The sequence below is a fragment of the Buttiauxella sp. genome (assembly GCF_035271705.1).
Lineage (GTDB): Bacteria > Pseudomonadota > Gammaproteobacteria > Enterobacterales > Enterobacteriaceae > Buttiauxella.
In genome coordinates this window covers 1-20925 of sequence record NZ_DATERI010000096.1, presented here as the reverse complement: position 1 = coordinate 20925, position 20925 = coordinate 1, and the positions used below count along the sequence as shown (strand labels likewise).

The 20925-nt window shown below is 49.5% G+C and carries 26 protein-coding genes; 8 read left to right on the top strand and 18 right to left on the bottom strand.

Annotated features, from left to right (window positions below; all coding sequences use genetic code 11):
• Positions 1 to 473: porin (locus VJY99_RS08895; protein ID WP_324117695.1), on the bottom strand; the 473-nt coding region annotated here is incomplete at its 3' end.
• A 611-nt stretch (positions 474 to 1084) separates the two neighbouring features.
• On the opposite strand from VJY99_RS08895, the gene drpB reads away from it, so the two are divergent.
• From drpB to VJY99_RS08875, 4 genes are all read left to right on the top strand, one after another.
• A complete protein-coding gene (gene drpB, locus VJY99_RS08890) occupies positions 1085 to 1321 on the top strand; it encodes a cell division protein DrpB (RefSeq protein WP_324117697.1) in 237 nt (78 codons plus the stop codon).
• 103 nt (positions 1322 to 1424) lie between these two features.
• On the top strand, positions 1425 to 2129 hold the full coding sequence (locus VJY99_RS08885) for a phosphohydrolase (RefSeq protein ID WP_324117694.1): 705 nt from the start codon (positions 1425 to 1427) through the stop codon (positions 2127 to 2129).
• A 112-nt stretch (positions 2130 to 2241) separates the two neighbouring features.
• The gene (locus VJY99_RS08880; protein WP_324117696.1) at positions 2242 to 3660 is read left to right on the top strand and encodes a DNA cytosine methyltransferase; all 1419 of its coding nucleotides are present in this window, start codon (positions 2242 to 2244) and stop codon (positions 3658 to 3660) included.
• Positions 3661 to 3677: 17 nt separating this feature from the next.
• A complete protein-coding gene (locus VJY99_RS08875; protein ID WP_324117693.1) occupies positions 3678 to 4178 on the top strand; it encodes a very short patch repair endonuclease in 501 nt (166 codons plus the stop codon).
• Here VJY99_RS08875 and yedA read toward each other — a convergent pair whose 3' ends face one another.
• Complete coding sequence (yedA, locus tag VJY99_RS08870; RefSeq protein ID WP_324117692.1) at positions 4179 to 5096, bottom strand: drug/metabolite exporter YedA; 918 nt, start codon at positions 5094 to 5096, stop codon at positions 4179 to 4181.
• A 287-nt stretch (positions 5097 to 5383) separates the two neighbouring features.
• Here yedA and VJY99_RS08865 point away from each other — a divergent pair, with 287 nt between their 5' ends.
• The 3 genes from VJY99_RS08865 to dgcQ all read left to right on the top strand — a co-directional run bounded on the left by VJY99_RS08865 (position 5384) and on the right by dgcQ (position 8458).
• The gene (locus VJY99_RS08865; protein WP_324117691.1) at positions 5384 to 6298 is read left to right on the top strand and encodes a DUF808 family protein; all 915 of its coding nucleotides are present in this window, start codon (positions 5384 to 5386) and stop codon (positions 6296 to 6298) included.
• Positions 6299 to 6389: 91 nt separating this feature from the next.
• On the top strand, positions 6390 to 6569 hold the full coding sequence (locus tag VJY99_RS08860) for a YodC family protein (RefSeq protein ID WP_324117690.1): 180 nt from the start codon (positions 6390 to 6392) through the stop codon (positions 6567 to 6569).
• A gap of 212 nt (positions 6570 to 6781) precedes the next feature.
• Positions 6782 to 8458, top strand: a complete 1677-nt coding sequence (dgcQ, locus tag VJY99_RS08855) for a cellulose biosynthesis regulator diguanylate cyclase DgcQ (protein ID WP_324117689.1) — start codon at positions 6782 to 6784, stop codon at positions 8456 to 8458.
• Between the two features lie 7 nt (positions 8459 to 8465).
• Here dgcQ and VJY99_RS08850 read toward each other — a convergent pair whose 3' ends face one another.
• Together VJY99_RS08850 and yodD are read right to left on the bottom strand one after the other, a co-directional pair.
• Positions 8466 to 9281 carry a mannosyl-3-phosphoglycerate phosphatase-related protein gene (locus tag VJY99_RS08850; RefSeq protein WP_324117688.1) on the bottom strand — a complete coding sequence of 272 codons (816 nt, stop codon included), beginning with the start codon at positions 9279 to 9281 and terminating at the stop codon, positions 8466 to 8468.
• Positions 9282 to 9638: 357 nt separating this feature from the next.
• Positions 9639 to 9860, bottom strand: a complete 222-nt coding sequence (gene yodD / locus VJY99_RS08845; RefSeq protein WP_324117687.1) for a YodD family peroxide/acid resistance protein — start codon at positions 9858 to 9860, stop codon at positions 9639 to 9641.
• Between the two features lie 132 nt (positions 9861 to 9992).
• Here yodD and dsrB point away from each other — a divergent pair, with 132 nt between their 5' ends.
• Positions 9993 to 10181, top strand: a complete 189-nt coding sequence (gene dsrB / locus VJY99_RS08840; RefSeq protein WP_324117686.1) for a protein DsrB — start codon at positions 9993 to 9995, stop codon at positions 10179 to 10181.
• 90 nt (positions 10182 to 10271) lie between these two features.
• Here the strand turns inward: dsrB and rcsA are convergent, their stop codons facing one another.
• The 14 genes from rcsA to fliF all read right to left on the bottom strand — a co-directional run.
• Positions 10272 to 10895: a transcriptional regulator RcsA gene (rcsA, locus tag VJY99_RS08835; RefSeq protein ID WP_324117685.1), complete on the bottom strand. Its 624-nt coding sequence runs from the start codon at positions 10893 to 10895 to the stop codon at positions 10272 to 10274.
• A gap of 212 nt (positions 10896 to 11107) precedes the next feature.
• Positions 11108 to 11893, bottom strand: coding sequence for a flagellar biosynthetic protein FliR (gene fliR / locus VJY99_RS08830; protein WP_324117684.1), 786 nt, complete (start codon positions 11891 to 11893; stop codon positions 11108 to 11110).
• Positions 11890 to 12159, bottom strand: coding sequence for a flagellar biosynthesis protein FliQ (gene fliQ / locus VJY99_RS08825; protein ID WP_324117683.1), 270 nt, complete (start codon positions 12157 to 12159; stop codon positions 11890 to 11892). The genes fliR and fliQ overlap by 4 nt, the downstream gene beginning before the upstream one ends.
• Before the next feature lie 11 nt (positions 12160 to 12170).
• The gene (gene fliP, locus VJY99_RS08820) at positions 12171 to 12908 is read right to left on the bottom strand and encodes a flagellar type III secretion system pore protein FliP (protein ID WP_324117682.1); all 738 of its coding nucleotides are present in this window, start codon (positions 12906 to 12908) and stop codon (positions 12171 to 12173) included.
• Positions 12908 to 13297, bottom strand: coding sequence for a flagellar biosynthetic protein FliO (gene fliO / locus VJY99_RS08815; RefSeq protein ID WP_324117681.1), 390 nt, complete (start codon positions 13295 to 13297; stop codon positions 12908 to 12910). Before fliO ends, fliP begins: the two co-directional genes overlap by 1 nt.
• A gap of 4 nt (positions 13298 to 13301) precedes the next feature.
• A complete protein-coding gene (gene fliN, locus VJY99_RS08810; protein ID WP_064545513.1) occupies positions 13302 to 13712 on the bottom strand; it encodes a flagellar motor switch protein FliN in 411 nt (136 codons plus the stop codon).
• On the bottom strand, positions 13709 to 14713 hold the full coding sequence (gene fliM, locus VJY99_RS08805) for a flagellar motor switch protein FliM (protein ID WP_324117680.1): 1005 nt from the start codon (positions 14711 to 14713) through the stop codon (positions 13709 to 13711). The genes fliN and fliM overlap by 4 nt, the downstream gene beginning before the upstream one ends.
• 4 nt (positions 14714 to 14717) lie before the next feature.
• Entirely contained in the window at positions 14718 to 15185 is a 468-nt protein-coding gene (gene fliL / locus VJY99_RS08800; RefSeq protein WP_324117679.1) for a flagellar basal body-associated protein FliL, read from the bottom strand.
• A gap of 124 nt (positions 15186 to 15309) precedes the next feature.
• Positions 15310 to 16569, bottom strand: a complete 1260-nt coding sequence (locus tag VJY99_RS08795; RefSeq protein ID WP_324117678.1) for a flagellar hook-length control protein FliK — start codon at positions 16567 to 16569, stop codon at positions 15310 to 15312.
• Positions 16569 to 17012: a flagellar export protein FliJ gene (fliJ, locus tag VJY99_RS08790; protein WP_324117677.1), complete on the bottom strand. Its 444-nt coding sequence runs from the start codon at positions 17010 to 17012 to the stop codon at positions 16569 to 16571. Before fliJ ends, VJY99_RS08795 begins: the two co-directional genes overlap by 1 nt.
• 25 nt (positions 17013 to 17037) lie before the next feature.
• Complete coding sequence (gene fliI / locus VJY99_RS08785; RefSeq protein ID WP_324117676.1) at positions 17038 to 18396, bottom strand: flagellar protein export ATPase FliI; 1359 nt, start codon at positions 18394 to 18396, stop codon at positions 17038 to 17040.
• Positions 18396 to 19100 (bottom strand): flagellar assembly protein FliH, encoded by a 705-nt coding sequence (gene fliH, locus VJY99_RS08780; RefSeq protein WP_324117675.1) that lies wholly within the window; start codon positions 19098 to 19100, stop codon positions 18396 to 18398. Before fliH ends, fliI begins: the two co-directional genes overlap by 1 nt.
• Complete coding sequence (fliG, locus tag VJY99_RS08775) at positions 19093 to 20085, bottom strand: flagellar motor switch protein FliG (protein ID WP_324117674.1); 993 nt, start codon at positions 20083 to 20085, stop codon at positions 19093 to 19095. Before fliG ends, fliH begins: the two co-directional genes overlap by 8 nt.
• A partial coding sequence (fliF, locus tag VJY99_RS08770; RefSeq protein ID WP_324117673.1) for a flagellar basal-body MS-ring/collar protein FliF occupies positions 20082 to 20925 on the bottom strand: 844 nt, incomplete at its 5' end. The genes fliG and fliF, both read right to left, overlap by 4 nt.

The following is a 20925-nucleotide window of genomic DNA, read 5'->3' as shown; positions in this document are numbered from 1 at the left end:
TTACGGTAAGTTGCAACACCATTTGCGCGACCGGTCATGAAGTTGTCGGACCAGGTGTAAGAATCGCCACCGAATACAGGCAGCATATCGGTCCACGCTTCAATGTCGTACACAACGCCGTAGTTACGGCCATAATCGAATGAACCGTAATCGCCGTATTTCAAGCCCGCAAAGGCCAGACGAGTGAAGGCGCTATTGCTGTTGTCACCATTTTCGATGTTATTAGCGTACATTTTGTATTCCCACTGGCCGTAACCGGTGAGTTCATTTGTAATCTGGGTTTCGCCTTTAAAACCAATTTGGACATAGGTACCGTCGCCGTCATCAGCTGCATTATCAGAGAATGTATGACGTGCATCCACTTTGCCGGACAAGTCCAGTTTATTGCCATCTTTATTATATATTTCTGCTGCATTTGCAGCACCCATTGCCAATAAAGCAGGGATCACCAGTGCCAGTGCTGTTCTTTTCATTTATATATTCCTTTAGACCATGTTCATTATGAATAATGAGTTGTATTAAGCCCTCAACAACCGTATTGATCCTATTACAATTCGTTCAGGTTTTTTATCAAAAAAGATGTAACTTAATTATTATAAATAAGACGAGATGTAACACGAAAATAATTGTTTAACTTATTGATATTTATTAATATTGTTTATTTTTGTTGAATGTTTTCATGTGTTTTTTGTATGCCTTTACATGTGTTGATGTATAAATTTTATATTTCATAAGATGTATTAATTCGTACACCACTTTATTATTAAACATGGATGTTAGTGGTAATTAAATAATGTGGGTGATAATTTATCATTTTAGTTAATTTGGTTTAAGTGTTGCTTTAAATGATATTAATCACACCTAAACCCTCAAGGGTTTGTAGAAAATGAGGAAACATCAAAATATTTTTGTTGTTAATTCCATGAAAAATAACACTATATCTTACAATTTTAAGAGTCCTCTTAATTAAAAAGAGGCACTTTAGGCTGTCAAAAAGCAGTGAGAATGTGATAAAAATCACATCAGGAGATGGGGGGCCATCGCATAAACAAGCTAAGCGATTGAGAGACTTATGTCAGACGTTATGGACGTGAAACCGACCCGGACACCGGGCGGGAAGTTGGCACTGTGGTTATTTTATGGGTTCTGCCTATACACGGTTTGGGCTGTGCTGCGTTATTTTTGGGTGGTAAGCAACGTGACTGGCGGGGATATGGGCTCGCTGAGTGGAAAACTTCTTGGAGCATTGATGGGGTTGCTGGTTCTGGGGTCTGTAGCCGCATTATTGGGCGGCCTTGCCTGGTACACCCGTGCCCGATGAATGAATCGTGCCAGGATGGGCTATTGTCAGAGTGAAACTTGCTAATTTTGTGATCTTGTACTCATATTAAGTACCGGGTCCAGCTACGAAGTAAGGAGTACGTATGCCGATAGCCCACTGGCAAGTGCGTTTCGAAGAGTATTTGCACCACAACTGGTTGCAAGATGATAAAGCCCACGATGTGGCCCATTTCCGGCGCGTATGGAAAACCGCGCAACAAATCATGGAAACAACAGAAGCAGACAGGTTAGTGGTACTCACTGCTTGTTACTTCCATGACATCGTCAATTTGCCAAAAAATCATCCTGAGAGACATCTTGCCTCAACCCAGGCGGCACAAGAAACGCTGCGAATTCTTGATGCGCATTTTCCCGATTTTCCTCACCCGCTGTACGATGCGGTCGCACATGCGGTGCGGGCTCATAGCTTCAGTGCTGAAATTGCACCACAAACCCTTGAAGCGAAAATTGTGCAAGATGCTGACCGCCTGGAGTCATTAGGCGCAATCGGCCTTGCGCGCGTGTTTTACACTTCCGGAGCGTTAGGTCGTCCATTGTTTGATAGCGAAGATCCGCTGGCGCGTTTTCGTGAACTCAATGATGCCACTTACGCACTCGACCATTTCCAGAAAAAACTCCTGAAACTTCCTGAAACCATGCAAACCGAAGCTGGGCGAAAACTGGCCTGGTACAATGCCGATTTTTTAGTGCATTACATGGCCAAGTTGTGTGCTGAGCTGAAAGGTGATTACTGCGGTATTGATAGCAACGTCGTCGAGCAATTTACCTCGCAAAAATTATCCTCATAAAAATTTCTCACTAAAACTAAAAGGATGCCCGCATGGCTTGCGGGCTGTACTGTTTTTCTCTGGGTCAAATCAGTGATAGAGTTGCACTCTATTTTCCCTAAATTGGTTCATGATGAACGACTTCGACGCTATTGCCGAGCAACTCTCACAACAATCACAACGCCAGCAACAACAGCAACTAGAAGAAGACTACGTGTTAGTGAGCCGCATTCTGGAAATCTATGACCAGAAAACGGTGGCCCATCATTTGCGCCAGGTCAGTGGCGACTGGACGCGTGAATCGCTAAACCGCTGGTATAACCGTAAATCATCGCCTCGCACATTGACCCCCGCAGAAAGCGCAATGCTGCAAAGTATGCTACCTGCGCTACCTGCACATCACGGGAAATACGCATTTAAGTTCGTCGATTTATTTGCCGGTATTGGTGGTATTCGTAGCGGGTTCGAAGCGATTGGCGGGCAATGCGTTTTTACCAGCGAGTGGAATAAATTCGCGGTGCGCACCTATAAAGCCAATTGGTACTGTTGCCCTGAAAATCATCAGTTCAATCAGGATATCCGTGATGTCACCCTTAGCCACCGTGACGATGTCAGCGATGAACAAGCCACTGCACATATTCAGGCCAGCATGCCGGATCACGATGTACTGCTGGCGGGTTTCCCATGCCAGCCGTTTTCCCTGGCGGGTGTGTCGAAGAAAAATGCGCTAGGCCGCGCTCACGGCTTTGCTTGCGAAACGCAGGGAACGCTGTTCTTCGATGTTGCTCGCATTATTGACGCGAAACGCCCAGCCATCTTTGTGTTGGAAAACGTGAAGAATTTAAAAAGTCACGATAAAGGCAATACCTTCCGCATCATCATGGAAACTCTGGATAGCCTGGGTTATGAAGTCTCTGATGCGGCAATAATGGGGGCTGGCGATCCTAAAATCATCGACGGTAAAAATTTCCTTCCACAGCATCGCGAACGTATTGTGCTGGTGGGTTTCCGTCGTGATCTCAATCTGCACAAAGATTTCACGCTGCGTAAACTCAGCGAGTGTTATCCGCAACGCCGCCCAACGTTTGGTGAACTACTGGAACCCGTAGTAGACGCGAAATATATCCTCACGCCGACTCTCTGGAAGTATCTTTATAACTACGCGAAAAAACATCAGGCGAAGGGCAATGGTTTTGGATACGGTCTGGTTGACCCGACGAATCCCGCCAGTGTGGCACGTACGCTTTCCGCGCGTTATTACAAAGATGGAGCAGAAGTCCTTGTGGATCGCGGCTGGGATAAATCACAAGGTGAAGCCGATTTTGATAATGCGGATAATCAACTGCGTCGCCCACGCCGTTTAACTCCGCGTGAATGTGCGCGTTTAATGGGGTTTGAAGCGGTGCAGGGGAGTGCGTTTCGTATTCCGGTTTCAGATACCCAAGCTTATCGGCAGTTTGGTAATTCGGTGGTGGTGCCTGCGTTTGCTGCGGTCGCAAACCTTCTTGAGCCGACAATAAAGCGTGCGGTCAAACAGCGCCTGGCGAAATAGCCTAAGAAGGAAGGCAGATGGCTGATGTGCATAGCAAAGCGATTCGCAGTAAGAATATGCGTGCCATTGGGACGCGCGATACAGCTATCGAAAAACGGCTCGCGACCTTATTAAGCGAGTGCGGCTTTCCCTTTCGCGTACAGGATGCTTCCCTTGCCGGGCGGCCAGATTTGGTCATTGATGAGCAGCGTTGCGTTATCTTTGCCCATGGCTGTTTCTGGCATCACCATCATTGCTATTTGTTCAAAGTGCCTGCCACGCGTACCGAGTTCTGGCTTGATAAGATTGGTAAAAATGTCGAGCGTGATAAGCGCGATGTACAGCGTTTATTAAGCGAAGGTTGGCGAGTGCTTCTGGTGTGGGAATGTGCGTTGCGAGGCCGCGATAAACTGAGTGACGTCGCACTTTGCGAACGCCTGGAGGAGTGGGTTTGTAGTGGCGGGCATCATGCGCAAATCGACACCCTTGGCATTCACGAGCTTAATGACGATGGGTGGCAAACGCCACCCGAAAGCTGATTACTTCTCAACATTACAGACTGTCACTACCGGCTTTGGGGGCAGCAGATATTTCCCCAGAGTGACCAACACAACGGCAAAGATAATCACGCCAAGCGCTAACCATTCCACGGGGGATAAACTTTCCCCGGCAAAACCCGTTCCCAATAACACCGCAACCACGGGATTGACATAGGCGTAGCTGGTGGCAACCGCTGGCGCGACATTACGAATCAGGTACATGTATGCGCTGATGGCAATAATCGAACCAAATAGCGAAAGATAAGCCACCGCCGCGAAACCCGCCGCAGTGGGCAAAGACGTGAGGTGTTCGCCCGTTAACGCAGAGGTCGTCAGCAAAACAATCCCAGCGGCCAGCATTTCAACGGCTCCTGCCATTAAGCCGGTCGGCAATTCAATTCGTGAGCCGTAGACTGAACCAAAAGCCCAGCTTAACGAACCAATCAAAATCAGCATTGCACCCCACGGATTACCGCTCAGGTTACCGCCGCTATTGAGCAACACGATACCACCAAGGCCAATGGCTATCCCGAGCCATTCCAGCTTACGGGTCTGAATGCCAAATAAGCGGCTAAAGCACAGTGTAAAGAGTGGAACCGTCGCTACCATCACGGCAGCGATGCCAGAAGGAACATGTTGATGCTCAGCAACCGTCACAAAACCATTGCCCACTGCCAGCAATAACACGCCAATCAGTGCGGCGTTAAGCATGGGGCGCAGAGCGGGCAATTTATGGCCTCGTAGCAATAACACCGCCATTAGCAATACCCCTGCGGCCATAAATCGCACACCGGCCATCATAAATGGAGGCCAGCTTTTCACCCCAACGGCGATGGCAAAGTAAGTGGAGCCCCAGATGATATACAACGCAAACAATGCGGCAACCAGCGGCAGCCATTGACCCGAACGAACGTGCATACTTCCTCTCTTTACCCGTCATACTTCAAGCTGCATGTGCGTTGGCAATACTCGGGTCACTGACTAGAGTAAGCTCCTGAGGATTTACTGCGTCGCCGCCTTCCTGCAACTCGAATTATTTAGGGTAATTAACGCTGATAGAGCGAATAGTTAACGTCAAAACTGTCGTTCTGGCGAGTTTTTTACTTGTTGATGGATTGTTAATTTTTATTGACAGCAGAGTTTGATTTTCGAGAGCGATCTTTTGTTCCATACTGAGTACAGACACACAAAGAAGGATACTTATTTTGGCTGGAAGTAGCTTATTAGCATTGCTGGATGATATCGCCACGTTGCTGGACGATATTTCGATGATGGGGAAACTGGCGGCGAAGAAAACGGCCGGGGTACTGGGCGATGATCTGTCGCTCAATGCGCAACAAGTTTCTGGCGTGCGGGCCAACCGTGAAATACCTGTGGTCTGGCAGGTCGCGAAGGGATCCGCCATCAATAAGGTCATTCTCGTTCCGCTGGCGTTGATTATCAGTGCATTTGCTCCCTGGGCCATCACACCTTTGTTAATGATTGGCGGTGCTTTCCTGTGTTATGAAGGCGTTGAAAAGGTGGTGCACTCCCTGCATGAGCGTAAACACAAAGAAACTCCGGAAGACCAGCGGCGGCGACTAGAGGCTATTGCGGCTCAGGACCCGTTGGTTTACGAAAAAGATAAAGTGAAAGGGGCCATTCGAACGGACTTTATTCTCTCTGCCGAAATTGTTGCTATCACATTAGGGATTGTGGCAAACGCTCCTTTGTTGAATCAGGTGCTGGTGCTGTCCGGGATAGCCATCGTTGTGACTGTCGGGGTGTATGGCCTGGTAGGCATCATCGTGAAACTGGATGACCTCGGTTTTTGGCTGATAGAAAAAAGCTCGATAGTCGCTCGCGGCATCGGGAAAGGGTTATTAATACTGGCTCCGTGGCTGATGAAATTCCTGTCAGTGGTCGGGACGTTGGCGATGTTTTTGGTCGGCGGCGGTATTCTGGTGCATGGCATTCCGGTCCTCCATCACGTCATTGAAGACCGGGCGCAGCAGATGGGCAGCCTCGTACATTGGCTTGGTCCGACCCTGGCAAATCTGGTTATCGGATTTATCATTGGGGCGATTGTATTGGCAGTCGTCAATGGCATAAGCCGCCTGCGTAACAACAAAGCTCACTAACTTTTTGCATATATTTTACCTTTAACCAGGAAAAACGGCAGGTCATTGTCTATAACTGTAGAAGTTTTCACCCCTGATAAAGGAGGCAGTTATGGTCTTTGTAGTCAGCGATGAAGTCCAACCTAAGAATGGTGGCCCAAGGATGATTGTTACCGGGTTTTCCAGCGGTATGGTGGAGTGTCGTTGGTATGATGGTTATGGTGTAAAACGTGAGGCCTTCCGAGAGGATGATTTGGCTCCACTGGCAACAGGGGGCGCCTCGCAAAGATAAACCTGAATCGCCCGATTATTCATCGGGCGTTTTTATTTCCCGAAGACTGTTCGTTTGAGCGTCATATTATTTTCGTGAATATATTACCCTTAGTAATCATCCTGAGAGATAATCTACGATCTTAGTGATAAGAACAGTCTCATACCTTACGAGAAAAAGATTACGGCAGGTGTGGCTGGCTATTAGATGATTGTGGTATCGGGAGAATGTGAGTGTTTGGCGATGCAATTCAGCGCGAGATTATGCGTTTCAGAAGCCCAAAGAGTGTCGTTAATATTTGTTTTATAGTGGTATTTATATTTTCCACGGTATTAACATGGCGTGAAGCTGTGGTGCTCGAAGGAGCCTATGTTGCCAACCAGCGCAATAGTCTCGATAGCGTCGCAACCCTGTTGGACAGACAACTTCAGTACAACATCGATAATCTGTTGTTTTATCGCAATACCATGCACTACGCGCTGCAATCCCCCATCTCAACGGACCGAACCCGAAAATCCCTGGCCGAGTTTGATCATGTACGCAGCCAATCTTTCTGGCAATTTCGCCTGGATTTAAGTCGCAGTTTGCCGATAAATGGTGTTTCGGACGAGTTTGTTAACAGCAGTCCGTTACTCGAGCGCGATGAAGAGGCTATCCATACGGAACTCAGCTCAGCACTTGAGTTGAGCTATATCATGCGTTTATCCGGCAGTGCACGAATGTTACCACAACGGCTATTCTATGTTTCGCGAAGTGGTTTTTTCCTGTCCAGTAACCCTCCTGCGAATGACTCGAAGATCGTTTCCTTGTTTTACAGTTTTATTGCGCAACCCTACTTTTCCTCACAATCACCGCAAAATAACCCCTCGCGGGCGTTGCGATGGACGCACACCGTTAATCCAAACAGCACTTCCGGTGAGATAATTACGGCGACAATTCCACTGGATTTCAATGGTCGCTGGTACGGCATACTGGCATTCGATTACCCCATTGACTCACTGCATGAATTTTTACAAGAAGCCCAATATGACGACCATGAAGGCACGGTGTTGCTCTATGACAAAGAATTCAACCCCATCGCCACATCGGCTGAACACCTGCCGGAATATTCGTTATTTACCGCACCTCAACTGGCACAAATTGCCGGTGCAGCAGCGGAAGCTAAACCAGGAGGGCAGGGTGAATTACGCATGGATAGCCGTTTTATCACCTGGGCTAAACTCAACAGCTTTGATGGCTTACTGGTAAAAGTTCATACCCTTGAAGAGGGGGTACACGGTGAGTTTGGTCGCATCAGTATCGTGTTCAGCGTTCTGTGGTTGCTGTTTACATTTATGTTGTTTGTTTCCTGGATGGTGATCCGCCGCCTGGTGAATAACATGTTCAACCTGCAGCAAACACTGACCTGGCGTGCAAATTACGACACATTAACCCGTTTATACAATCGTGGGGCTTTCTTCGAGATTGCGCACAAATTGTCGCAGGAATGTCAGCAGCAAGCACAACCCTTCTGTGTTATTCAGATGGACCTCGATTTTTTCAAAAGTATCAATGACCGTTTTGGCCACAACAGTGGTGATAAAGTGTTGGCTCATGCAGCAGCGATGCTCAGTGATGCGTTTCGTGATGGGGATGTCGCTGGGCGCGTTGGCGGAGAGGAGTTCTGTATCGTATTGCCTGACACAACACTTGAAGAGGCCGTAAAAGTGGCTGAGCGCATCAGAGTGCGTATAAACACTAAAGAACTGCTGATAAAGAAGGGGAATACGACGAGGATCAGCGCGTCGTTCGGTGTGAGTAGCACTTCGGAATCAAACGATTACGATTTTGAGCGGCTGCAATCCTGCGCCGATCATCGCTTATATAAAGCGAAGCAGGGCGGACGCAATCAGGTCTGCAGCCACGACTAAATCGGCGTTATTTCAAGGTGATGAAATGATCAAGGCCCTCTTTCCAACCTTCCGGGCCATAGTTCTGGCTGCGATACACGCGCTGCGGATGGTCATTTTGCAGCGTGACCGGCTGGCGGCTGTAGCCTTTGACGATGACGGCGTAATCAACGCTATCAAGCAATAATGCGTCACTAGGGCTGTCGCCAAGCCCAATTGTAATGTGAGTTTTGCCATCACGTTGTTGAAATTGTTCTTCCAGCCAGTGAATAGCTTTATCTTTGCCAGCCTGTATATCGAGGACATGCCAGAATCGCCCGCCTTGCAAAATCATTAAACCCATAGATGTGAGCTGTTCGCGAAATGCCGCCATCATTTCGTCGCTATCGCGCCAGATTAATGTTTCTGATGCTTCGCTGAGTTTCGCAAGGCTTGCTTGTTTTCGAGTCAGTCCAGTCAGTTCGCAAAGGGTGTTTTCGTCAACATCGGCAAAACAGGTGAATTTGAAGCCGAATTTCTGCCGCAGCTTATCAAGCAGAGAAAACAGTTCTTCATGGTAAATCCCGGTTAGCAAGCGAGGGTAGTCGTCACTGTCACTCCACCTTGCATCAAGCTGAATTACCGCGCCGTTTTCAGCGATAAATGCCTGTCCTGTTAATGAAAATTCGTTTTGCCAGTCCATGATTTCAGCGGCACTTTTTGCGCTACATAAAATCAAGGGGATGTTGTGTTGACGCAACACACTGATCCACGGACTGGCGGCCTCCCAGCGATAGGAATGATGCTCGAGCAGCGTGCCATCAAGATCTGAAATGATTAATAACGGATCGTGCAAATGTGGCATGGTGCTTCTCCTAAAATGCGAAAATTCAGATCCAGATGGTTAGGAATTATCTCAATTAAACTAATGAGTTAATCATTTATAGCGACGTTCACTCTGAGCTGAAGCCACGGCTGGTAAGCGATTACAGCGGGTTCAAACTGGGACATATCTAAAATTAAAATATACATATGGCGAATAATTCATTGTTTTGAAATAAATCTAAGGTACTGTGAGCACACATCAGATTTCCTGATGTAACGAATTTTCAATTGCTTCTTGCTAACGCAAGTTTATCCCGGCTTTCTCGCCGGGATTCTTTTACCCTTCATACTTCAAGCTGAAGCCTTTTGTCCTGCAACTCGAATTATTTGGGTATCTCTATCTGTTCACTTCATTGACACTAAAATCGTGAATATCCAACTCAAAGGCCTCTGCGAGTTCGGAGTAGGTGTGCCATGTGCGACCATCGATACTGACCCGATGGGGATCGTCGCTGTCGCTTGCCCGCGTGACTTCACTTTCGCTTATCTCATTGATGGCCGCCAGTAACGCATCGACATCGATACGTGCTGTGTCATTGAGTTCTTTCGCGCTCTTCATGCCGTAGTCCTCCAGGGTGTATCCGAGAATAAGTATAGACGCTTAAATAACCCCCTACGGGTGGGGCATGATCCGATGCGAATGAGTCGTTTTTGATCTACACTGGCACAAAGAAACCGGAGGAATTTTGTTATGAATATCAACGATCGCGTCACAGTAAAAACCGATGGTGGCCCACGTCGGCCGGGCGTGGTGTTAGCTGTCGAGCAGTTTAGTGAAGGGACGATGTACTTGGTGTCTCTTGAAGAGTATCCGTTGGGTATTTGGTTCTTTAACGAGTTGGGGAGCCCGGACGGTATTTTTGTGGAGCATTCGGAGTAGTACCCGAGAGGGCAGAATGAGTATCCGATAGGGCGGAATAGCTTGCGCTATCCGCCACCGTCTACTCACTGGCGGGCCTGAAATAACGGACTATCGTAAATTAACAAAAATACCGTTAGTCACATTATCCGTCAGACGAACCACGTGATAAATCACCTGCTTGTTATGTGTCTTTATCTTTCGCTTTATATTTCCTTTGTGCGATGACACCGTTTTAGCTTTGATATTCATCTGGTCTGAAATTTGTATTGTACCTTGCCCGGACATCCACATTTTAAGCATGCTCGACTCCGTTCGACTTAATGACAATGTGGGTAAATTAATATGGCCGATGCAATGCGAATTTTTTGCTAAATATTCAGACAGAATCTCATCTAGTGACTCTGGCTTTATTGATTTGGAGCTAATTAACAGATTACTCCGCACCAAAAGATATTCATCAAAATGAATATTCGCTATCGCCATAAAGACCAGGAATAAAGTATTGGGATGCTGATTAATGATCTGCCTAATTTTCTCGCTGCTTTGAGAATCATGGATAAAACAGTCTTCATTAATAAACACCACATTGGGCAACTGAGACTCACAGGCTTGCGCCAGCTCCTCGATAGTCTCCACGTTTGTCATCTGTCGTTTTCGGATGCCACGGCTGGTTAAATATCCTGTTAATCCTAGCCGGGTATAACTGCATAAATCCATAATGATCGTTGACATAGCCCCTCCTACCCGTAATTAAGTATTTTTAGGCGTGATAACTATCTAGTAAAGTTATGTATAATTTGCTAGGAATGTTCTCAAAGTAAAGTGAAGATTACATTTTGTGAGATAGCTAAAAACATATAAGCCGCGCCAGGTGTATCCTGGTAGATGTTATTCAAAAATGCTTTTAGGAATATCCTTAGCAAGCCACCACAAAAGATATGGAATTAATATGCAGGTATTTCACTCACAATATCAGCGAGCAAATTAAATACTTCACCAAATAGATGTTCGGTGAATGGCGCCATCAAAGGAATCAAGGCGATCACGACGAGCATGCCAATGCCAAGGGTGAATGGAAAGCCAATGGCAAATACCGAAAGTTGGGGGGACATACGGTTGAGTAAACCGAGGGCGATGTTCAGTGTTAGCAGTAACGTAATCACTGGCAGTGCCAACATCAAACCGTTAATGAAGATTAAACTACCTGCACGAGTCAGCGCCATAAACGCATTACTATTGATGGGATCACCACCGATCGGCAGGGTGTGAAAAGTATCGACCAGCATCGAAATTAGCCACAAATGGCCGTTAAATACCAGAAACAGCAACATTGCCAGCATGTCAATAAAACGCGCCAGTACCGGCATATTCAGGCGGCTAGCAGGGTCAAAGAAGGTGGCAAAAGACAAGCCCATCTGTAGTCCGATGATTTCCCCTGCGGTACGTATGGCGGCAAAGGCAAACTGCATGGTAAAGCCCAGTGCAATGCCAATCAGTATTTGTTGTGCCGCGAGCCAGAAGCCTGCGGCCGAGAAAATCGTCACATCTGCGGCAGGAATTGTCGGGGCAATTATCCAGGTAATCATTAGGCCAAGGCCAATTTTTACCTTCTTTGAAATGGAGCGTTCGCTCAGAATGGGGGCGGTAGAAATCAGGGCCATAATGCGTAGAAATGGCCAGAATCCCATACTCAGTAATGTGAGCCACTGCCCGCTATCAACGTGAATCATCCAATGTTCATCGGGATGTTCGTTAGCATGGTGCGCATGTAGTCCAGCAACAGATTAAGCATCCATGGCCCTGCCACGATAATAGTGACAAACACGGCAATCACTTTTGGGATGAACGAAAGCGTCATTTCGTTAATCTGTGTGGCGGCTTGTAACATGCTGATGATAAGACCTGTAACCATTGCCACCATCAACAACGGTGCGGCGAGCATCAAAGCCACTTTCATCGCTTCGGTGCCCATCATCATGACCGACTCAGGAGTCATCTTTTTCCCCTCTAACTGTAGAAACTTTGTGCCAGTGAGCCGACAAGCAGTTGCCAACCATCCACCAACACAAACAGCATTAATTTAAAGGGCAGAGCAATGGTTGCGGGTGGCAACATCATCATCCCCAGCGCCATCAGCACGCTGGCAATCACTAGGTCGATAATCAGAAACGGAATGAAAACGGTAAAGCCAATCTGGAAGGCGGTTTTCAGCTCGCTGGTGACATAGGCCGGTAGCAATATGCGCATCGGTACGACTTCCGGACCTTCGAGCGGTGGGGTATTTGCCAGTCGGGCAAACAGCGCCAGATCCGCTTCACGGGTTTGGCGTAGCATGAACTCGCGCAGGGGCTGAGAACCTTTTTCCAGCGCTTCTTCCATCTGGATTTTGTTCTCGCTAAATGGCTGATACGCGTCGGTATAAATCTTATCGAACACGGGGGCCATAATGAAAAATGTTAAAAACAGCGCAAGTCCCAGCAACACCTGGTTTGGCGGTGCTGACGGGGTACCCAATGCACTGCGCAGCAAACCAAAAACAATAATGATGCGCGTGAAGCTAGTCATCATCAGTAGGATTGCGGGTAAAAAAGTCAGCGAGGTAATAAAGACCAGCGTCTGTACCGGTAGCGACCAACTTTGGCCACCGTTGGACATCGGCTGGCTGACAAGACCCGGCAATTGAGCAAAGGCGGCTGGCATAACTAACAGCAGCCCGAGCAACGAGAAGGGGAGCCAACGTTTCATTAATCTTTCCCGTTTCGTTTAAGCAGGTTTTTCATCAGACTCTGAAAATCAGCAGGGACCACGGGAGTCACTGTTTCACTCACAGGGCGGGGTGGCAGAGTATGTAAATGGGTAATTTGCCCAGCGGTGACGCCGAGCACCAGACGCGCGTCTGGTACATCAACAATCACCACCCGTTCACGGGCGCCAACGCTGCAACTGGCGCTGACTTTCATCTCTTTGCTGGAACCCGTTTTCGGTGTGAAACCGAAACGTTTTGCAACCCAGGCGGCAAGCAAGATAAAAATAATAATCGCCGTTAATGCTCCACTCACCTGAACAAGCGGAGAGCTGGTGCTGGCGGCAGTCTGTGGTTGTACAGCCTGCTGTACTGTTGCCTGGGTCTTCATCGGATTAACGGCTCAGACGACGCATACGTTCAGAAGGTGTAATGATGTCGGTGATACGTACGCCGTATTTATCGGCCACCACCACGACTTCACCCTGCGCAATCAGATATCCGTTGATCAGAATATCCAGCGGCTCACCTGCGAGGCCATCCAGTGCCACGACCGAACCTTGCGATAAACGCAGCAGTTCTTTGATGGTCATGCGCGTACGGCCCAGTTCCACGGTCAGTTTGACCGGAATGTCCATAATCAGGTCGATATCTTGCATCGCCCCGGCAATGTCATTACCTTCCAGCGCACGGAATACGCTGTCAGCCGTACTTTTAGTGGAGACTTTTTGTTCGTTTAGCGCGTCAGCCCACAGATCGTCCACGGAGCCTGCATTGTCGTCGGACGGTTGATTAATATCACTCATTTGGGCTGTTCCTCGTTCAGCGAATTCAGTATCGGGTTGATCAAATGTTCTACGCGCAAAGCGTACTGACCGTTAAGCGTGCCGTACTGACTGGTCAGCACTGGAACACCATCAACGTGTGCCAGAATTCTGTCCGGCTTATCAATTGGCAGCACGTCACCAGGTTTCAATTTTAAAATTTGCGACAGACGCAGCGGAATGTCTGCGAAGTTGGCAATCAGCTCCAGCTCAGAATGCTGTACCTGACGCACCAGCGTATCGCGCCAGCTTTGGTCTTCCTGGCGGGAGTTTTCCAGCGGTGGATTTACCAACAGCTCGCGCAACGGTTCAATCATGCTAAACGGCAGGCAGATATTAAACTCGCCGGTCAAGTTGCCGATTTCTACATGGAATGGCGTGTTCACCACGATGTCGTTTGGCGACGTGGTGATATTGGTAAATTTCACCTGCATTTCGGAACGCACATATTCCACATCGAGCGGATAAATGGCTTTCCATGCGTCACTGTACGATTCCAGTGCCAGTTTCAGCATGCGGTTAATGACACGCTGTTCGGTATGCGTAAATTCCCGACCTTCCACTTTGGTTGGAAAACGCCCATCTCCACCAAACAGGTTGTCAACGGCGATGAACACAAGGCTTGGTGAAAACACAAACAAGCCAGTACCGCGTAGCGGTTTGAGGTGCATCAGGTTGAGGTTAGTGGGTACCGGCAGGTTGCGGGCAAATTCGTGATAAGGCTGTATACGAATCGCCCCGACGGTAATGTCCGGGCTACGACGTAACAGGTTAAATAGCCCCATACGGAACTGACGGGCAAAACGCTCGTTAATGATCTCCAGCGCCTGCAGGCGTTCACGCACCACGCGACGCTGGGTATTAGGATCATACGGACGAATATCCGTTTCTATCGACGCACCAGCAGTCGGTTCGTTGCTGCTGTCACTGTCGCCATTTAACAGTGCGTCAATTTCGGCCTGAGAAAGAATGCTATCGGCCATGGGGTTACCGCAAAATGAAGGCGGTATACAGCACGTCGCTGACTGCCTGTTGTGGTTGTCCGGCGACCAGTGGCGGAGCCAGCGTGTTCTTTATGGCTTCGACCAGCTTTTGTTTGCCTTCATCAGTGGCAAGTTGTGCGCCATCCTGACGGGAGAAAAGCAGCAGTAAGCGGCTGCGCACTTCTGGCAAGAATTCGCTCAGACGTTGGCGCGTAGCATCATCTTTCAAGCGCAAAGTGATACCGATATACAAAACGCGGTCAGCATCACCGAGGTTAACGGTGAAGGTATCCAGCGCTAAAAACACAGGTGCTGGCGGTAGTTCAGGCGCCTTAAGCTCAGCGGAAGCAGGTTGCTGCTGCATACGCCAGTAGCTGTAACCTGCGGTAGCACACGCAGCAAGAGTAATCAGGACCAGTAAAATAATCCAGATGGGCCTCTTGCGGCTTTTGGGCAAAGCGATGTCAGTCATAAAACGCATCTTTCCTGTATCGGTACTGCATATTGGTTAATTATCACGTGTTTTCGGGCGTTCAAAGGCCCGAAAACACGTGATTTTTGTTGTTACCTTTCTCGTTTAGCTTAAGGAAAGTGGCTCAGGCAAAAATATCTACCGCATTATTACCTGATACTAAACGTTGAATACTGGTAGGAACGGCCAGCGATTCAGACTCACCCAATGACGGGAAAGCGCCAGCTGAACGCTGTGTCTGTTGCTGCTGTTGACCAGATTGTTGTTGCTGTTGAGCAAAACTTTCGCTGCTGATACTGCTTTGCCCCAACTGAATACCGCTTTCTGCCAGCGCAATACGCAAGTTAGGCAATGTGGCCTCAAGTGCTGCACGCACGTGGCTGTGGGCCGATACCATCTGCAATTGCGCCTGGTTATCGTCAAGTTTCATGCTGATTTGAATTTGTCCGAGATCTTCAGGATGCAGACGTAACTCAGCGCTTTGCAGGCCCTGGCGCGTGAACAAGGTAATGTGCTGGCTCACTGATTGCTGCCATTCCTGGCTTCCCAGTTGCGCGCTAATCTGTGGCGCGACAGGCACAGCAATTTGTGTCGAGGCCGGCGTTGCTACCGTCGCAGTACTGAAGGCTGGTGTTGTCACCGTCGAAGCGGTCGTCGTGTTGTTTGCTGCATTATCACGGCTGCCATTTTCTGGACTGTTGAACGCGGTGAAGGTTTTAGTCTCTGCTAACGGTGCTAACGGTTGGTTGCTGATGGACGTCGCATTTGTTGCAACAGAAGGCTTTTCCATCCCGACGGTTTTGTCCAACACGGTGGTATTACCACTCGTATCACCCGATAGGATGTTTTTGATTCCGCTGCCCGAGAGCAAAGCATTTAACGTGTTTGTTTCATTCCCATCCACATCCCCTTGCGTTTCAGGCTGGATATTCAGGGGGCTGGCGGCTGTCAATTGCTGCGGCAACATGGCAAAAAGTGCGCTCAAAGCCTGCATGTCCGCATTGCTCAGCGTAGTGGTTTGATCATTCTGCGCTTCAATTTGGGCGGTTTTATCGTCGCTGCTGGTTTTTTTTATATTGGAGAGCAGGGCAGATAGCGCTTCTGGTGTGTCGAGATTGTCTAGCAGCGCAGTGAGGTTGGCTTTTTCATCGACTGTGCTTGTACTAGTACTTATGCCTGTGCTTGTGCTTTTACCCGCGGTTTTATTCAGCGCGGCTTCAAGTGACACCGTTTTGCCGTCTGCGAGTGTCAACTGGCCGGGTAACGCTTTACCGAGCAGGCTCAGAAAATCTTCGCTGAAACCTTTATCCGCAGCGGCTGTGCTACCTGAAGTAGACAAACTGTTTACGGCATCCGTAGAAGTTATTATCAGTGGCAGTGTCATTATTCTACTTTCCTCAGTGTTGCCCGCTGGGCATATTCATCCATCATTTTTTGATCGAGCTTGTTTTCAGCCAATAACACTTGTGCGGCTTTACGATCTTGTAACGTTTGCCAGGCTTGTAATCTTTTTTGCTTCTCTTGCCAGTAATTGAGCGCCTGGCTGACCTTATTGTTCCACTGCATTAATTGTTGGCGGTGTTGGTCAATGGCTTTCTCAAGGGTCTGAATAAACTGCTGATAATTCTGCCAACGGTTACTGGCAATGCCCTGGCTCATGTTGTCATTGAGGCTGGTGCTGTATTCAAACTGATAGTTAACCAGCATGTTGAGTTGTTCTTCAGCCTGCTGGCAGCCGCGGCGCATTTCCCCTAAGCGTACAGCGGCATTGTCGACATCTTTTTCTGCGAGGTCGCGCAGGGTATCCAGTGCGGTGCTTTGATTCATGATGACCTCTCAACTCCTTCATACATCAAACTGTCGGGAAAATAATTTCCAGTGACTGACAAGCCTCTTCCCAGCCGCTGCATTCTAAAATTCCTTGTTGCAAAAAGGCTTCCAACTGCGGCCACAGCACAATGGCTTTGTCGAGCAGCGGATCGCTGCCTTTGGCATATGCCCCGACGCTGACTAAATCGCGGTTACGCTGGAAACTGGATAACAGTTGCTTGAAATGACGAACCCGTGCGTAGTGTGGGTCGGTAATTAATGATGTCATGGCGCGGCTAATTGACGCTTCAATGTCGATAGCGGGATAGTGGCCCGCTTCAGCAAGACGGCGCGACAACACAATGTGGCCATCAAGAATGGCGCGCGCGGAGTCGGCAATCGGGTCTTGTTGGTCGTCGCCTTCGGTCAAAACGGTATAAAACGCAGTAATCGACCCGCCGCCATGTATGCCGTTACCCGCACGTTCAACCAGTGCCGGGAGTTTGGCAAAGACCGACGGTGGATAACCTTTGGTCGCGGGAGGTTCACCAATGGCGAGTGCGATTTCACGTTGTGCCATCGCATAGCGGGTGAGGGAGTCCATAATCAGCAACACATGCTGGCCACGGTCTCGGAAATCTTCGGCGATTCGCGTTGCATATGCCGCACCCTGCATACGTAACAATGGTGAGACATCTGCCGGAGCAGCAATCACGACCGAACGTGCACGGCCTTCAGGGCCGAGAATGTTCTCGATAAAATCTTTTACTTCACGCCCACGCTCACCGATTAAACCCACGACTATCACATCAGCCTCGGTATAACGCGCCATCATGCCCAACAGCACGCTCTTACCGACGCCGGAACCCGCAAACAGGCCCATACGTTGCCCACGACCGACAGTCAGCAGCGCATTAATGGGGCGCACGCCGACATCCAGAACGTGTTCGATGGGGGTTCGTTGTAACGGGTTGACGGGAGCGGCACCCAGCGAACCCATGGTAGTGGTTTCGGGAGCCGGAAGACTGTCGAGTGGACGACCACTGCCGTCGAGCACACGGCCCAACAGTGCCGGGCCGAGCGGTAATTGTTTTCCGCTGTGCAGGCCACCTTCACCGCAGGCTCTGGCGTAAACGCGCGCACCAGGCAAAATACCTTCGACTTCCTCAAGTGGCATCAGGAACAGTTTTTTGCCGTTAAAACCCACGACTTCGCACTCGATATCTCTGGAGTGCTGTTCGATAATGCAAGTCGAACCCAGGGGCAGTTGCAAGCCGGTGGCTTCAAGCACCAGACCGGTTGCACGCGTCAGTCGGCCATAACGGCGAACGGTGGGTAGCTGTGACATTCGCGCTTCGAAATTATCGAGAGTGTTGAGCCAGCGGGTTAAACGAGCGGTCATCACAAGACTCCAGGTGCTGCAAGGCGGCAGAGTTCCTGCCAGCGTGTTGCCACACTGGCATCGAGATCGCCTTCGTCAGCGGAAACTTTACAGCCTCCCTGATGCAGACTCGGGTCACCGCGCAACCGCCAGCCATGTAGACTGAGCGTTGCACCAAGCATCTCTTCAACACGTTGTAAATCATCGGGATGCACACGCAGTTGCGGTTTGCCACTGAACAGCGGTTCTTGCTGTAATAGCACCTGAATCTGTTTAATCAGTGCACTGTTATCAATGCCTTTTGTCTCACCGATAACCTGGCGCGCTGCTTCCAGAGCCATTTGCATCAGACGCGAAGCGATGACGCTATCGAGGGCATCCAGCGTGTACTGGAACTCGCTGACCAACTGCTGCATCCGTGCGTGAACAGGCGCTTGCTGTAGTTTTGCTTCAGCCAGACCCTGTTCCATGCCTTGCTGAAAACCCGCTTTGCGACCTTCTTCCGCACCAGCTGTGTGCCCTGCGGCATAACCCAACTGATGACCTTGTTCATGCGCCTGCATCTGCATTTTCGCCAGAGCCTGCTCTAAATCGGGTTCGCTCTCCTGCGGAGGAAACTCGTCCTCGGCAGCAGTAGAATCGGACGAGAACAGCGGTTCGAATGATTGCAAAGGTGGTGCCAGGTCGTCTGGCGTCCAGATTTTCCAGGGAAGCCCGTTAGACATAAGTATCCTCGCTGGTACCAATTACCATCTCGCCGCTTTCTGCCAGACGACGAACGATAAGCAGAATCGCCTTCTGTTCGTTTTCCACCTGCGACAAGCGTACCGGGCCGCGGTTGGAGAGGTCGTCGCGCAGAATATCGGCTGCACGTTGCGACATGTTGCGCAGGAACTTCTCGCGCAATGGCTGTTCTGCACCTTTGAGTGCGATAAGCAGCGATTCGGATTCCACTTCCTGCAACAGGCGCTGGATGCTGCGGTCGTCGACTGCAACGAGGTTTTCGAACAGGAACATCTCGTCGATGATTTTTTGTGCCAGCTCGCCATCGAAGTCGCGAACGGCGGTGATAACCGCTTCTTCCTGCTGAGTTTTCATCAGGTTGATAATCTCTGCTGCAGTCCTCACGCCGCCCATTTTGCTGCGCTTGAGGTTTTGGCCATCGAGCAGGCCGTTGAGCACTTCGGTCAATTCGGCCAGTGCTGCTGGTTGGACGCCGCCGAAGGTCGCAATACGCAGCATCACGTCGTGGCGTAAACGCTCGTCGAACAACGCCAGAATATCTGCCGCCTGGCCACGTTTGAGGTGTACCAGAATGGTGGCGATAATTTGCGGGTGCTCGTCGCGAATAAGATCCGCGGCACTCTGCGGTTCCATAAAGTTGAGTGTTTCCATACCCGAAGTGGTTTCGCGAGTTTCCAGAATATCTTCCAGCAGACTGGACGCACGTTCTTCACCCAGTGCTTTTATCAAGACTGAACGCAGATAGTCGTTAGCGTTAACCGACAGGGCGGCGTATAGCTCAGCTTCTTGCTCGAACTCGGCTAACACTTCGGTCAGTTGTTTATTAGATATCTGGCGAATGCTGGCCATCGCGGCACTGATGTGCTGCACCTCGCGCGGGCTGAGGTGTTTGAACACCTCGGCTGCACGATCTTCGCCTATGGTCATCATCAGAATGGCGCTTTTTTCTGTGCCGGTAATACTCATAGTTCGGTACTCATCCATTGGCGGATAACCAGCGCAACGACGCGCGGATCGTTATCAGACATATCGCGGATACGTTGGCTCATCACTTCAGCGCTGAGACGTTGGTTAGCTTTGCGTTGCTGTTGTTGTTCGTCTTTCGACAAGCGTACAGCTACCGCATCTTCTTCTTCCACTCGTTGGCGTTGTGCTTCAACCTGAGCTTGTTGTGTCACAACTTTGCGTTGCAGTTGTGGGCGAACCACTTTGCGCCACAGCAGCCAGGCGACAATCAACACCAACAACCAGCGACCTGCCGACATCAACATTTCGAAGAAGGCTTGTTGTTTCCAGAACGGCAACTCAGCACTGGTTTCCTCGACTGCGCTAAACGGTGAGTTAACGACGTTGAGCGTATCGCCGCGCTTATCGGAATAGCCCATTGCTTCACGCGTCAGATTTTCAATTTGCTTCATCTGATCAGCGGTCAATGGCAAAGGCTTGCCATCGGTAAGTTGGCGGTAATTCACCACAACTGCGACCGACAGACGCTGAACATCACCGACGTTCAACTTGGTATGGAGAATAGTGCGGTCAACCTCGTAGTTAGTGGTCTCGTCACGCTGGGTGTTACTCGAGCCAGTTTGTGAAGAGGTTGACGTTGCCTGAGCTTGTTGTGGTTGGCCATTCGCAGACGTAGCGGGTGGTGGCGTTGAAATTGGAGCGTTATTCGCTGGAGCCGGTTGGTTTGACAGCGCACCCGGCACCCCACCTGGGTTACGGCCATTCACTTGTTCGCTTTGGTTGAGCTGGCGAGAACGCACAGCACTCTGCGAGGGATCGCCGTTCGGGTGGTACTGCTCT